Source organism: Streptomyces sp. JJ66 (assembly GCF_019303495.1).
Taxonomy (GTDB): Bacteria; Actinomycetota; Actinomycetes; order Streptomycetales; family Streptomycetaceae; genus Streptomyces.
This window is the reverse complement of record NZ_JAEVFI010000002.1, coordinates 104,484-117,803: the sequence shown is the minus strand read 5'-3', so window position 1 is coordinate 117,803 and position 13,320 is coordinate 104,484. Positions and strand designations below refer to the sequence as shown.

At 72.3% G+C, this 13,320-nt stretch carries 11 protein-coding genes and 2 tRNA genes; 5 read left to right on the top strand and 8 right to left on the bottom strand.

Translation table 11 applies throughout. The features are described from left to right. Positions 1 to 60 precede the first annotated feature (60 nt). Positions 61 to 2,217 carry a molybdopterin oxidoreductase family protein gene (locus JJV70_RS02545; protein ID WP_257573263.1) on the bottom strand — a complete coding sequence of 719 codons (2,157 nt, stop codon included), beginning with the start codon at positions 2,215 to 2,217 and terminating at the stop codon, positions 61 to 63. 304 nt (positions 2,218 to 2,521) lie between these two features. Between JJV70_RS02545 and JJV70_RS02540 the strand changes: the two genes are divergently transcribed. From JJV70_RS02540 to JJV70_RS02530, 3 genes are all read left to right on the top strand, one after another. Next, positions 2,522 to 3,472 carry a sirohydrochlorin chelatase gene (locus JJV70_RS02540; RefSeq protein WP_219045893.1) on the top strand — a complete coding sequence of 317 codons (951 nt, stop codon included), beginning with the start codon at positions 2,522 to 2,524 and terminating at the stop codon, positions 3,470 to 3,472. 319 nt (positions 3,473 to 3,791) lie between these two features. Beyond that, positions 3,792 to 5,084 carry a deoxyguanosinetriphosphate triphosphohydrolase gene (locus tag JJV70_RS02535; protein ID WP_219045891.1) on the top strand — a complete coding sequence of 431 codons (1,293 nt, stop codon included), beginning with the start codon at positions 3,792 to 3,794 and terminating at the stop codon, positions 5,082 to 5,084. Between the two features lie 209 nt (positions 5,085 to 5,293). After that, positions 5,294 to 6,553 (top strand): FAD-dependent oxidoreductase, encoded by a 1,260-nt coding sequence (locus JJV70_RS02530; protein WP_219045889.1) that lies wholly within the window; start codon positions 5,294 to 5,296, stop codon positions 6,551 to 6,553. A gap of 83 nt (positions 6,554 to 6,636) precedes the next feature. Here the strand turns inward: JJV70_RS02530 and JJV70_RS02525 are convergent, their stop codons facing one another. Then, positions 6,637 to 6,936, bottom strand: coding sequence for a YtxH domain-containing protein (locus tag JJV70_RS02525; RefSeq protein WP_219045887.1), 300 nt, complete (start codon positions 6,934 to 6,936; stop codon positions 6,637 to 6,639). Between the two features lie 156 nt (positions 6,937 to 7,092). Between JJV70_RS02525 and JJV70_RS02520 the strand changes: the two genes are divergently transcribed. Further along, positions 7,093 to 7,165 (top strand) — tRNA-Asn (locus JJV70_RS02520). A 178-nt stretch (positions 7,166 to 7,343) separates the two neighbouring features. After that, positions 7,344 to 7,417, top strand: a tRNA-Ile gene (locus tag JJV70_RS02515). 516 nt (positions 7,418 to 7,933) lie between these two features. On the opposite strand, the gene JJV70_RS02510 is transcribed toward JJV70_RS02515, so the two are convergent. The 6 genes from JJV70_RS02510 to JJV70_RS02485 form a co-directional block, all read right to left on the bottom strand. Next, a complete protein-coding gene (locus JJV70_RS02510; RefSeq protein ID WP_219045885.1) occupies positions 7,934 to 8,176 on the bottom strand; it encodes a hypothetical protein in 243 nt (80 codons plus the stop codon). Positions 8,177 to 8,203: 27 nt separating this feature from the next. Further along, a complete protein-coding gene (locus JJV70_RS02505; RefSeq protein ID WP_219045882.1) occupies positions 8,204 to 8,698 on the bottom strand; it encodes a hypothetical protein in 495 nt (164 codons plus the stop codon). A 590-nt stretch (positions 8,699 to 9,288) separates the two neighbouring features. Further along, the gene (locus tag JJV70_RS02500) at positions 9,289 to 10,119 is read right to left on the bottom strand and encodes a helix-turn-helix transcriptional regulator (protein ID WP_219045881.1); all 831 of its coding nucleotides are present in this window, start codon (positions 10,117 to 10,119) and stop codon (positions 9,289 to 9,291) included. 10 nt (positions 10,120 to 10,129) lie between these two features. After that, the gene (locus JJV70_RS02495) at positions 10,130 to 10,864 is read right to left on the bottom strand and encodes a DUF6879 family protein (RefSeq protein WP_219045879.1); all 735 of its coding nucleotides are present in this window, start codon (positions 10,862 to 10,864) and stop codon (positions 10,130 to 10,132) included. Between the two features lie 513 nt (positions 10,865 to 11,377). After that, a complete protein-coding gene (locus JJV70_RS02490) occupies positions 11,378 to 12,562 on the bottom strand; it encodes a protein-L-isoaspartate O-methyltransferase (RefSeq protein WP_219045877.1) in 1,185 nt (394 codons plus the stop codon). A gap of 93 nt (positions 12,563 to 12,655) precedes the next feature. Beyond that, positions 12,656 to 13,012, bottom strand: coding sequence for a hypothetical protein (locus tag JJV70_RS02485; RefSeq protein WP_219045875.1), 357 nt, complete (start codon positions 13,010 to 13,012; stop codon positions 12,656 to 12,658). Between the last annotated feature and the right edge of the window lie 308 nt (positions 13,013 to 13,320).

Here is a 13,320-nt window from a genome sequence, read left to right as displayed (position 1 = left end):
GCGTAGCACGGTCGGGTGGTACCGGGCAGCGCGCTGCCGACGCGGTCGGTGCGCCAGGTGTCAGCCACGGAACCGCTTCTCGCGCACCGTGCGGGTCCGGTCGATGACGTCGTGGACGTCGTCCACCGTGACGCTGCCCCGGGCGGCGATCCGGCGTGCTTCCGCGTTGGCTTCCGCTGTGGTGAGCAGCCGCTCCACCCGGACCGCGCACACCTTGAACTCCGGCATGCGTGACGTCGGGTCCAGCGCCGGGTTGGTCAGGGTGTTGGCGCGGCCTTCGCCCGGCCAGTGGAAGGGCATGAACACCGTGTCGGGGCGGATGGCGGTGCTGACGCGGGCCGGGGCGACGGCGCGGCCACGGCGCGAGGTGACGGCCACCGGGTCGCCGTCGGCGATGCCGTGCCGCTCGGCCAGCTGGGGGTGGAGCTGCACGAACGGTTCGGGCGCGGCGGAGTTGAGCTGGGCGACGCGCCGGGTCTGCGCACCGGACTGGTACTGCGCGAGTACCCGCCCGGTCGTCAGCAGCACCGGGTAGTCGGCGTCCGGCTCCTCCGCCGCGGGCCGGTGCGTGACGGGGGCGAAGCGGGCCCGGCCGTCGGGGGTGGCGAAGCGGTCGAGGAACAGGCGCGGCGTGCCGGGGTGGGCCGGGTCGTCGGCGGACGTCTCCGGGCACGGCCAGAAGACGCCGTCTTCCTCGGCGATGCGCCGGTAGGTGATGCCCGAGTAGTCGGCCTTGCCGCCAGCCGAGGCGCGGCGCAGCTCGTCGAAGACCTCCTCGGCGTCGGCCGGGAAACCCTTCTCCCAGCCCAGCCGCGCCGCGAGCGTGCTGAGCACCCACAGGTCCGAGCGCACGCCGGGCGGCGGGTCCACGGCCTTGCGGCGCAGCAGCACGCGGCCTTCGACGCTGGTGAGCGTGCCGGTCTCCTCGGCCCACTGCGTCACCGGCAGTACGACGTCGGCCAGGGCGGCCGTCTCGGAGAGGACGACGTCGCACACCGCGAGGAAGTCCAGCGCGCGCAGCCGCTGTTCGACGTGCGCGGCGCGCGGCGCGGAGACGACGGGGTTGGAACCGAGCACCAGCAGCGAGCGGATGTCACCGCCGAGTGCGTCCAGCAGTTCGTAGGCGCTGCGGCCGGGGCCCGGCAGGCTGTCGGGGTCCACGCCCCACACCCCGGCGACGTGGGCCCGGGCCGAAGGGTCGGTGAGCATGCGGTACCCGGGGAGCTGGTCGGCCTTCTGCCCGTGTTCGCGCCCGCCCTGCCCGTTGCCCTGCCCGGTGAGGCAGCCGTAACCGGAGTGCGGGCGGCCCGCTCGGCCGGTGGCCAGCGTGAGGTTGATCCACGCGCCCACGGTGTCGGTGCCCTTGGCCTGCTGCTCGGGGCCGCGCGCGGTGAGCACCATCGCGGAGTCCGCGTCGCAGAAGTGCGCGACCGCCGCCCGCAGTTGCGGCACCGGGACGCCGGTGACGCGCTCCACCAGCTCCGGCCAGTGCGCCATGGCCGCCGACCGTGCCTCGGCCCACCCGGTGGTGCGCGCGGCGACGTACTCCTCGTCCACCCGCCCCTCGGCGACGATCAGGTGCAGCAGCCCCAGCGCCAGCGCCAGGTCCGTGCCCGGACGCGGGGCGAGGTGCAGGTCGGCCTGCTCGGCGGTGCGGGTGCGGCGCGGATCGACGACGATCAGCTTCCCGCCGTTCTTCTTCAGCCGCGAGAAGAACCGCAGCGCGGGGGGCATCGTCTCGGCCGGGTTCGCGCCGACGAGGATGACGCAGCCGGAGCGTTCGATATCGGCCAGCGGGAACGGTAGCCCCCGGTCCAGCCCGAACGCCCGGTTCCCGGCGGCGGCGGCCGAGGACATGCAAAAGCGCCCGTTGTAGTCGATCTGCGAGGTGCCCAGCACCAGCCGCGCGAACTTGCCCAGCAGGTATGCCTTCTCGTTGGTGAGACCACCGCCGCCGAAGACGCCGGCCGCGTCCGCGCCGTGCGCCGCGCGTATGCGGGTCAGCTCGCCGCTGACCCGCTCCAGCGCCTCGTCCCAGCTCGCGGGCTCCAGCGGCCCGGCCGGGGAGCGGCGCACCAGCGGTTCGGTGAGCCGGGCGCCGGGGGCCAGCAGCGCGGGCGCGGTGCGGCCCTTCCCGCACAGCGCACCCCGGTTGACGGGGAACGCGACCCGCTCGACCACCTCCACCCGCCCCCCGGCGCCCGGCCGCAGCCCCATGCCGCACTGGAGCGAGCAGTACGGACAGTGCGTGTCCACGGCGTCCTCGGTGCTCGCGGCGTCCGGGGTGTCGGCGGGGTCGGCGGTGGGGCCGTCGGCGGCCTCGACAGCCGACGGCACGGCGGGTGCGGGCGTCGCGTTCATGGCGGACATTGTGCGGCACGCGTGTTACCCGACTGCTCCCGTCGCGTTACGTGGCCGGTAACCGACGCTCCGCGCCGCGCCGCGCGGGCCGTGAGGCGCGTGCCATCGCCCGTGACGGCGCCGAAACGCCCCGGCAACGCCCAGCTCGCACACTGGAGACATGACGGCCCACCCCACCACCCCGCACGTCCCCCGGCGGCTCCGCGCCCCGGGCCGCCCGCAGGCGCCGACGCTGGTGGCCGTCGCCCACGGCTCCCGCGACCCCCGCGCGCTCACCACCGTCCGGGCCCTGCTGGACGCCGTACGGGAGCTGCGCCCCGGGCTGCGCGTCGAGCTGGGGCACATCGAGCTGAACGAGCCGCTGCTGCCCGCCACGCTCGCCGCGCACCCGCCCGGTGCGGCGGTGCTGGTACCGCTGCTGTTCGGCCGTGGCTACCACGTCCACCACGACCTGCCGGAAGCCGCCCGGGCGGCCCGCCACCTGCGCCTCCTCCAGGCCGCGCCGCTGGGCCCGCACCCCCTGCTGGCCGAGGCCCTGCACGCCCGATTGGCTGAAAGCCGCCTGTGCCCGTCCGGTGAGCGGACACCACGGGAGCGTGGTCCCGCCGTACGCCCGGGGCACGCCGTTGACGCGCGGACGCCGGAGCCTCCCGCGCCGGGGGAGGTGCCGTGGGAGCACCCCGCGTCCGACGTGCCGCCCTGGACGCCGCCCCCGCCCGGCCCGCCCCCGCCCGGCCTGCCCGCGCCCGACGCCGTCGTCCTGGCCGCCGCCGGGTCCCGCGACCCCCGCTCGGCCACCGACGCCGAGGGCACCGCCCACCTGCTCTCCCAGCGGCTCGGCGGCACCCCGGTGGTGCCCGCCTACGCCAGCGCCGCCGCGCCCACGGTGCCCGACGCCGTGGCCGCACTCCGCGCCGCCGGACACCGCCGCATCGTGCTCGCCTCCTACTTCACCGCCCCGGGCTTCTTCGCCACCCGCTGCGCCCGGGACGCCGGACCCGACGTGCCCGCCGCCGCCCCCCTCGGCCCCCACCCCGCCCTGGCCCGCCTGGTCCTCCACCGCTACGACGAGGCCCTGGCCCACGCGGTCCCCGCCCACAGCGCGGCGTAACACCGCAGCCCGAGGCGAGACCCCGTGCGGCGGGGGTGGTCTCGCACGGTGGGAAAGGCCGTGCGGTGGGAAAGGCCCGTGCGGCGGGCAAGCCCCACGCGGTGAAGGAGCCCCGCACGGTGCGGACGCCGAGAACCCGCCGGGACGCCGGAGCCGGCCGGAGACGCCCACTGACGCAGCCGGTTCGGCGGGTGAGGGCGTGACCGCAGGCGATGCCGCCCGGCGGCGGGGCGCCGAAGGAGCGGGGGCCGCGCCCACCCGGTTCCGGAAGGGAAGGGGGCGGGGGCATACGTACCGCGCGGCCGGTTACCGTCAGGGTATGCACGGCACGCCGCCCCCCTACGACCCCGCCGACGCCGAGCGCTGGGAGCCCGAGCCCGACAAGCGGCCCGGCCGGACCGCGTTCCAGCGCGACCGGGCCCGCGTGCTGCACTCCGCCGCGCTGCGGCGCCTGGCGGGCAAGACCCAGGTGGTCACCCCGGGGTCCAGCCCGCACGCCTGGGACGCCACGCCCCGCACGCGCCTCACCCACTCCCTGGAGTGCGCGCAGGTCGGACGCGAGCTGGGGGCCGCCCTGGGCTGCGACCCGGATCTGACCGAGGTCGCCTGCCTCGCCCACGATCTCGGCCACCCGCCCTTCGGCCACAACGGCGAGCAGATCCTCGCCGAGATCGCCGAGCCGTGCGGCGGTTTCGAGGGGAACGCGCAGTCGCTGCGGCTGCTGGCCCGGCTGGAGCCGAAACGTTTCACCGCCGACGGTCGTCCCGTCGGCCTGAACCTGACCCGGGCCGCCCTGGACGCCGCCACCAAGTACCCGTGGCCGCAGGGCGCGCACCCCACCGCCCCCAACTCGCCCAAGTTTGGCGTCTACGCCGACGACGCGCCCGTCTTCGCCTGGTACCGCTCCGGCGCGCCGGCGGGCCGCCAGTGCTTCGAAGCACAGGTCATGGACTGGTCCGACGACGTCGCCTACTCCGTGCACGACGTCGAGGACGGCCTGCACGCTGGCCACCTCGATCCGAACGTGCTGTACGCCGACCCCGAACGCGGCGAGGTCTTCGCCGTCGCCCGCGAGCGCTACGCCCCGCCCGGCACCGAGGACGCCGAACTGGCCGAGGCGCTGGACCGGCTGCTGGACCAGGAGTGGTGGCCGCACGGTTACGACGGCACCGCCACCGCGCAGGCCCGGCTGAAGGACGCCACCAGTCAGCTCATCGGACGTTTCTGCCTCGCCGCCGAGCACGCCACCCGCACCGCTTACGGCCCGGGGCCGCTCACCCGGTACGCCGCCGACCTCGTCGTCCCGCGCGCCGCCCGGCTGGAGTGCGCCGTGCTCAAGGCCGTCGCCGACCGCTACGTCATGCAGCACCCCGACCAGGCGCGGCTGCGGGCCGAGCAGCGCGTCATCCTCGCGGAACTGGCCGAGGCGCTGATCCTGCGCGCACCCGACGGTCTTGACCCGCAGTTCCGCGCCCTGTACGCGCAGGCGCGGGACGACGCGGGCCGGGTCCGCGTCGTCGTCGATCAGATCGCCTGCCTCACCGACCTCTCTGCCCGCTCGCTGCACGCCCGTCTCACCCGCACCGCACCCCTGCCACAGCCCACACCCTGACCCGGGGACCGCCCGCACGACGCCCGCACGACGCCCGAGGCGGGCACCCGGCCCCGCGCCGGACACGCCCACCCGGGCGCGGGTCACCCCGGCACCCACCCGCAGGTCCGCACAATGTGCGTGCGCCCTTCCCATGATCGCGGTGATGCGGGACGCTCCCAGGTGAACCTTCCGGGGGGCGACCGGAACGGCAGCGAGGAGGCACCCACGTGGTCAACGCACACAAGACGTTCGTCATCATCGGCGGCGGTCTGGCCGGAGCGAAGGCCGCCGAAACCCTGCGGTCCGAGGGCTTCACCGGACGCGTGATACTGATCGGCGACGAACGCGACCACCCCTACGAGCGTCCCCCGCTCTCCAAGGCATACCTGGCCGGAACCGAGGACAGGGCGAAGGTCTTCGTCCACGACGCCGCCTGGTACGCGCGCGCCGAGATCGAACTGCACCTGGGCCAGCCCGCCGTCCTCATCGACCGCGACACCCGCTCCGTCCGGCTGGGTGACGGCACCGTGCTCCGCTACGACGCGCTGCTGCTGGCCACCGGCGCCGAACCGCGCCGCCTGGACATCCCCGGCACCGACCTCGCCGGCGTCCACCACCTGCGCCGTCTCGCCCACGCCGACCAGCTGCGCGGCATGCTCAGCCGCCTCGGCCGGGAGAACGGCCACCTGGTGATCGCCGGAGCGGGCTGGATCGGGCTGGAGGTGGCCGCCGCCGCCCGCGCCTACGGCACCGAGGTCACCGTCATCGAGCGCGACCCGACCCCCCTGCACCGCGTGCTCGGCCCCGAGCTGGGCACCCTCTTCGCCGACCTGCACCGCGAGCACGGCGTCCGCCTCGCCTTCGGCGCGGGGCTGACCGAGATCGTCGGAGCCGACGGCCAGGTGCTGGCCGTGCGCACCGACGACGGTGAGGAGTACCCGGCGCACGGCGTGCTCGCCGCCATCGGCGCCGCCCCGCGCACCGCGCTGGCCGAGAGCGCGGGCCTGGAACTGGACCCCGGAACCGGCGGCATCGCCGTTGACGCCGCCCTGCGCACCAGCGACCCCGCGATCTACGCCGCCGGGGACGCCGCGTCCGCCTGGCACCCGCTGCTGGGCACCCGGGTACGCGTCGAACACTGGGCGAACGCCCTGCACAGCGGCCCCGCCGCCGCCCGCGCCATGCTGGGCCAGGACATCGCCTACGACCGCGTGCCCTACTTCTTCTCCGACCAGTACGACGTCGGCCTGGAGTACAGCGGCTGGGCGCCCCCGGGCACGTACGATCAGGTGGTCTGCCGTGGCGACATCGGCAAGCGTGAGTTCATCGCCTTCTGGCTGCGGGACCACCGCGTGCTGGCCGGGCTCAACGTCAACATCTGGGACGTCGCCGGGCCCATCCAGGAGCTGATCCGCTCCGGCCGCCCGGTCAACGCTCACCGCCTCGCCGACCCCACGACGGACCTCACCACCCTCGCGCGGCCCTGACGCCGCAGCCCTGGCCCGGGCGCGGCGGGTGCGGGACGGACAGCACTCTGCGTCCGCCCCGCACCCGCCGAAGCCAACCGGCCTCAGGTGTTGGAGGTGCCCCAGTCGTCCTCGGGGCGCGTGCCACGCCCGGACATCGAGCGCATCTTCTCCGTCACGGTGGGCGGCAGGCGGTCTCCCACCCGGTCCGCGACCGCGCCACACGCCTTGCCCGCCGCGTCCCGGCCGCTGACCGCGGCGGCCTCCACGGTGTTGCGAACGGCCGGGTTCTCCGCGAACCGCTGCGCCTTCTTGCGCAGCTGCTCGTACCGCTCCCGCCCGGCCCTCGCACCGGCCACGTAGCCAACCGCGACCCCGGTGAGGAACGTCAATCGGTACCGCATGCTCGACAACCCTTCCGTCTGCTTCCAACGTCCACTGTTCAGGGTGCCCAGATCCAGCGCGGTTACCGATTTCAAACCACGCCCCGGCATGCGCTAATGTATTGCCCGCAGCGAGGGAACGCCCCCGGAACACCGGCGGCAGCCCCCGCAGGGCAGTCCCCTGTAGCTCAATTGGCAGAGCAGCCGGCTGTTAACCGGCAGGTTACTGGTTCGAGTCCAGTCGGGGGAGCACACCACATGAAGGACCCCGCCAGGGGTCCTTTTTCGTGCGCTTCCCCGGATCGGGAACCGCCCGGGGGTGATCGATGTCTCAGCCACCGAAGGCAGCGGCCTCATCCAGGCGGGAGATCGTATAACGGGCTATGCTGCGGCAGACGGCGCGCAGCGACGTGCACGACGCGCCGAACGGGGCGGTAGCTCAGCCGGTTAGAGCAGCGGACTCATAATCCGTCGGCCGTGGGTTCGAGTCCCACCCGCCCCACTCAAGCTCCCCACCCGGCAGCCCCTGCCCTGGGTAACGAGCCCAGGGAAACGAGGCAACGGGTCCCGCACCACCCGTTCGAAGCTCGCCCCCTTCGCCACCCCCGGCGAACCCAACCGAACGAAAAAGACCACCCCACCCGCTAAACTCCCAGCTCAACAAGCGCCGCCCCCGCACACGCGGGGATGGTCCGTCTTCCCGGCTGTGGCGCTGATGGTCGCGACCGTCGCCCCCGCACACGCGGGGATGGTCCGTCCCCCAGGCCGTCCGGCCGCCTTGTCGCCCTCGCACCCGCAGGGATGGTCCACCGTGGGCTGCCGCGAGCGCGGCCCTGGCGGCCTCGCCCCCGCACCCGCGGGGATGGTCGGAGCAGGAGTGAAAGGACAATGAGGGCCAGTCGAGTGCTTTGGTGATCGTTTGCTGGTCCGCTGCTGACCTGAGAGCCTGCCGAGCATGGAATGCCGAAAGTCCGGCCCCGCAGGGAACCGAGCTTTCGGCGCTCTGTCAGAGAGTTGGCTACTCCTTGGGCGGGACCACGAAGCCCCGCGTGGGGCCGGACGGCGGCGGGTCGTCTTCCGGGAGGCGGCCCGCCACAGCCGCCAGTGCGGCGGCAGTCATGTCCGTGCGCGCGTGGGGGTCGGCCGTGTCGTAGACCCGCCACTCGCCGGTGGCGTTGTCCGGGTCGATCGGCGCGACCACGCCCTGGATGCCAAGCTTACGTAGCAGGGCCTCCACGCGCCGGGCCTCGTCCGGTCCCATCGGTTTCCCCTTTCGGCCGAGATGAGTTTAGCTGTCGTTGCCGCTCGACCCGCCGGAGCAGTGGGAGGCGCAGCTGCCTGGTCGGATCGGCCCGCAGCCGCCTGGTTTCGGGAGATGCTGGCAGTTCGCTGCCACAGGGATGAGCGCCTTCGTCGGCGCTGCCCACAGCTCGTGGTCGATGCTGTAGCCGGCCTCCTCCATGAGCGCCGTGGTGCGTGTGAGGGCGTTCTTGTCGTATTTGGTGATCTCCGGTCGCTCGGGGTAGTGGTGCACGAACCTGCCCAGTTGTGCGCACAGGTTCGTGTACAGGGCGGTGTGGAGGATGAGGGCGTGCCAACCCTCATCTACCACCCGGGAGGGCGTGATGGCCACGGTGGGGTACCGCGCGGCCGTGGCGACGAAGCGAACAGCCTCGCCGACGATGCGGCGTGCGAGCAGCTCCTCCATGCCATCGTTGTTGTCGAGCACAGTGGCGACAACGTCGGCGAACTGGTCGTTGGTCAGTAAAGTTCGGGTGTCCATTGTTCTCTCTTTGGGTTCCGTGGGCGGTGTGCCTCGCTGCCGCGACCCGCACTCTCCAGGTCCGGTCGTAGTGGCGAGGCGCCCGTGCGGCACCGGTGTGCCCGTCGTGCGGCACGGGGGTCGGGGAGAGGTAACGTCGCCGAGGTTCGGTGTAGGCATGGGCCAGGTGTGGCGGGTCCAACCGAAGCCCGATCCGGACTCGATGAGCGTTACGGGGCGCACGTTGAGCCAGAGCTAGCCGCAGTCGGGGCAGCGGTCGGGGTACGGGTTCACTGTGAGCCTTCCTCGCCGGGGCGGATGCACGAGGGGCACGCGAACTGGCACTCCTGGGGGTATGCCTCGTCGACAACGGAGCCGACGGGCTGGCCGTCCTGGGTGAGTTCGGCACAGCGGCAGCAACGCCGGAGTGCGCGAGCGGGCGGGTATGTGGAACAAGGCTCAGTCTTGGGTGCCTCAGCAGATGAGGGGGTGGGCACGAGACCTCCCGGTGTTCGTGATGGCGTGTGCACCGAACGTAGGGAGTGGAGGGAATCAGCGCAGGGCTGATTCCCGAATATTCGTCTTCCGCGTGCCGTGATGCGGCGACGTGCTCACTTCAGCCGCCCGCGAGCGCGTGCGATCAGCCGGTGGGCAGCAGCCCCGTAGACTGCGGCGTCCTCCAACCCCCGCCACACACGCAGATAGAGCGCTACCGAGTCCACGTCGTCCAGCCACGACTCGGCATGCCACTCCTCCACGATCACCAACCGCTCGTCGTACAGCCAGAAGCCGCCTGCGGGCGGGAGCTTGAGGACCGTGCCGAAGGGGATGAGACCCAGCTTTACGGTGTCCAGGCCCAGCACGCCCGCGAGCCGGTCGAGTTGCCCGGCGAGCACGTTAAGAGGACAGACGGCCGAATACAGTACGGCCTCCCACATCAGAACGTGGAAGGCCCGGTCGCCGCTGTACAGCATGCTTTGTCGCTGCGCCCGAGCGCGTACCGCCTCATCTATGTCGCGCGGCGATCTGTGCAGGTTGGCGTAGCTACCGAACACTGCCCGCGCGTACTCGGGCGTCTGCAGCATCCCCACCACCATGGCGGACTGCCAGGCGCGGAAGTTTTTGGACCGCTCGTACTCCACGGTCAGCGCATCCTGCACTGGGCGGTGACCAGCGGCGAGCTGACGCCGCCAGGACCGCGAGCGCGACTCCAAGGTCTTCCGGCGGGCCTCAAGCTCCTCCGCTGCCGCCGGGTGGCCGGTAGCCTTCGCCCACGCTGCGAGGTCGCTCGCTGTAGCCGTTTGCCGCCCGGTTTCCAGCTTCGAGACCTTCGACTGCTGCCAGCCTAAGCGATCGGCGAGTTCACGCCCGGTGAGCCCGGCACGCAGTTCCCGGAGCCGTGCGCCAAGTGCCACTCGTGCCTGCTGGAAGTCGGTGCTCACATCGGTGGCGCTACCGCTGCGCCCGGTTGGAGGAGGCAGCGTAGTGCCAGGCGGCCTCACGAAACTGGCAGTACCGCAGTACGTCGACCGGGTCGGTGATGAGCTCCACGCCGGTGATCTCGTCGTCGCCGTCGAAGTGGAGGAGGGCCACGACGCGCGAGTCGATGAGCCAGAAGTCCTCTTCAGGCAACCGCAGTTTCTGCGCGGTCGCGCGAGACAAGGTGCGGATAGTCTCGCCTACGGCCTCGTTGCGGCGCGCGTTGTCCAGCAGGTAGCGCTGGCCCTCAGTCAATGGGTCATCTTGCACGCGCACCCGTTCCACGCGCACACCGCGGGCAGCTTGCTCCCGGCGGGAGAGGCACCAGGCGTCCTCTAGGTCCCAGTTCACGGTGCCGGTGCGCTGGAACTCGGCCCAGGTGTCGGTCTCCTCGTCGCTGGCGTACCTGCGGCGCGTCTCCAGACGCCATGCGGAATGCTCCAAGGTGCCTAGCATTCTGCTGAGCTCAGGGAAGCTGATCATCTGGGGAACGTGCTCTGCGGTCTTTGGGCCAAAGGTGGCCAGAAGGGCGCGGGGCACGGTGACGGCAGCTTCGTGGTCTTTGAGGCCGCGCAGCTGTGCGAACTCCCCTGGGTCCGTGACGGCGTCGCCTTGTACGAGATACGTGTCGGTACCGTCGATCTGGTAGAGGGTGGGGCAGCCGTCGTTGCCAGAATTCGTCCCTACGATCCGAACGCGTCGCGTCATCAGCCATGCTCCTGTGTCGTCGCCAACAGTACGCACGTTAGCGCTGCTTGCCGGACGAGGGGAGTGGGCGATGAACAGGGGCGCCATCAGAAAGAGGCAGGGCAGACGGTGAGCTTCCCCAGCCGAGTGCCCGGCAGCGAACTGCTCTCCTCCACCCGGTCGGCGACACGACGAGCCCCCCGGCTTGCAGCGGTGAGACTGAGAGCGGGGGAGTCGCTATCCGAGAGGGCTACGGCTCGGGTGCTGCACAGGGAGTTCGGCGGACGGTGATCAGGGGGTGAGTCGGCTTTCTGGCCCGCCACCAAGGTGCCCGCAGCTGATATCCCTCGCCCACACACCCGGGGGGACCATCGTTCGTCACCGAGCTTCGCTCCTTTCCTGCAGGGTGATCAAGCCGAGATGGCCTATGAGCCGGGGCTCTTTCTGCTGGTGGGCGGGCCGGTGAGGGCCGTCGCGACTGGCGGGTGCCACGTGTTCGGTGCTGGCTGCTCGCCTCGCTGTTCGTGCGCGACGTCAGGGCGTGGGGGTGGGTAGCGTCCAGCTGGGGCCGAGGGGGCTGTGTAGCCATACTCGTTGACGGTCGGGGGTGATGGAGATGCCGATGGGGTGGGGGCCGGGCTGGCCGTGGTGGCGCCAGGTGGCCCATACGGTTTCCAGTTCGTCCCACAGCTGGCGTGGGCCGCCCCAGGTGACGTACCCGGTGTCGGGTTCACCGGGCGCCGGGGTGCGTGCCCACGAGCCGTCGGGGTGCTGGAGCTGGACGTGGGCGCCACCGTTGGCATCCCGGTGCTGCACCAGTGCCACGTCGGTCAGGGCGAATCCGGCGAGCAGTCGGAACGTGTCGCGGTGCAGCAGGTCTGCCGCTGTGAGGGGGCTCTCCCTTATCCCCTCCGTGGGCGGCAGGTAGGGTGCCTTCGGCCGGACGTCGTACCCCGTGGCGTTCGAGCGGGCGGGCAGTAAGGCTCCTGGCCCGGGCAGGAATCCGCCGGAGGCGGTGCCGTTCCCGGTGTGGGTCAGGCGGCAGATGCCGCTGCCCAGGCTGTTGCCGAGCCCGGTCAGGATCACCGCCTTCGGGTGAGTCTGCCGGAGCCAGGCGGCCGGGATGGTGGTTACCGAGCACCAGGAGATGAGCCGTTCGAAGCCGCCGCCGTCACCGTCCGGCCAGCCCTTTCGGCCGTCTCCGGTGGCCAGCTGGGGCCGGTAACCGCACGCTGCGAGGTGCCGTGTGGCGGAGACGGCGCGGGCGGGATTGATGTCCATGGAGCAGACGCGGCCGTCACCGAGGCGGTGGCACAGCAGCGCCGTGGGGTAGCCGGTGCCGGTGCCGATCTCCAGAATCCGGTGCCCGTCGCTGAGGTAGGACTCCTCCAGCATGCGTGCGGACACGCTCGGCATGGTGGAGGTGCACGTCGGCTCGCCGCTGAGCGGGTCGGTCTCCACCACTAGGGCGCGGTCGGAGTAGACGTTCGCCAGCCACGTCGGCCGGTGCGTTTCCGCGTCGAAGGGCTCCCAGGAGGGCACGTCGAACCGGCCGGTGCACCGGGTCAGGTAGGCGGGGACGAAGTGCTGCCGGGGCACCGCCTTGACGGCGGCGATCCAGGCTGGCATCTGGACGTGGCGGCCCTGGATGAGATGGGTCGCGAGGCGGTACACGCCAGCCCGGTCCTGGGCCTGCGGGGGATGAAGGGGTGATGACACGTCGGGCTCCTTGCCGTAAGGCGGACCCGCGAGGTGTGCGGGCCGCCCGGCTCCGCAGCGGGGAGCGGCGGCCCAGGGGACGTGTCTGAACCGTCAGTCTTCGATGCGGAAGCTTTTGAGGTGGTCAGCGGCGGCGGCCAGGAACGCGTCACGGGCGTCGCGGAAGGCGGCCCAGTCGGGGTGGTGGCCGCCGCCGGAATGCAGGGTGCGCAGGACCTCGTTCAGGGTCCGGGCCTGTTTGACGGGTCCGGTGTCCTCTCCTTCGACGGCGAGGACGTTGAACGCCGCGCGGGTCGCCGCGTACGCCTGGTCCACGGCCGCGACGGCTTCGGTGTCGTTCGCGAACCGGCCGTCGATGCGGTGGTGGGCGACGCCGCATTCGGCCTCAGCGGCGCTGAGGTATGCGGCGTAGGCGTCCCGGCGAGCGAGGTAGAGGGCGATCTCGTGCATGGGTTCTCCGTTGGGGCGGCGGTGCTGGTGCCGTCACGCTACCGACTGCCCGCCCCGAGCAGGACCCTGCTCTACGAACCCGCCCCCTTCCGGGTCAGCAGTCCGTGCGTGCGACCGCCGGGTTGTAGTAGCGCACCGTGCGGTTCGTGATGCCGGGGCGGACCTCGTTCTCACTGGCGCTGCCGGTAGGACCGCAGGCGGCGTCGGGCGCGCAAGCCTGTTGTGGGGCGCACGTGGGGACGAGCCCGCGTAGCAGTGGCGGCAGCTGAGGTTGCAGAAGCCGGTGATCTCCAGCCAGGCGAACGTCG

Coding starts and splice junctions, on each gene's coding strand:
- JJV70_RS02510 (WP_219045885.1), bottom strand. CDS start 8,176: ATGGGACCGGACGAGGCCCGGCGCGTGGAGGCCCTGCTACGTAAGCTT.
- JJV70_RS02505 (WP_219045882.1), bottom strand. CDS start 8,698: ATGGACACCCGAACTTTACTGACCAACGACCAGTTCGCCGACGTTGTC.
- JJV70_RS02535 (WP_219045891.1), top strand. CDS start 3,792: ATGCACGGCACGCCGCCCCCCTACGACCCCGCCGACGCCGAGCGCTGG.
- JJV70_RS02495 (WP_219045879.1), bottom strand. CDS start 10,864: ATGACGCGACGCGTTCGGATCGTAGGGACGAATTCTGGCAACGACGGC.
- JJV70_RS02485 (WP_219045875.1), bottom strand. CDS start 13,012: ATGCACGAGATCGCCCTCTACCTCGCTCGCCGGGACGCCTACGCCGCA.
- JJV70_RS02525 (WP_219045887.1), bottom strand. CDS start 6,936: ATGCGGTACCGATTGACGTTCCTCACCGGGGTCGCGGTTGGCTACGTG.
- JJV70_RS02540 (WP_219045893.1), top strand. CDS start 2,522: ATGACGGCCCACCCCACCACCCCGCACGTCCCCCGGCGGCTCCGCGCC.
- JJV70_RS02545 (WP_257573263.1), bottom strand. CDS start 2,217: ATGGGGCTGCGGCCGGGCGCCGGGGGGCGGGTGGAGGTGGTCGAGCGG.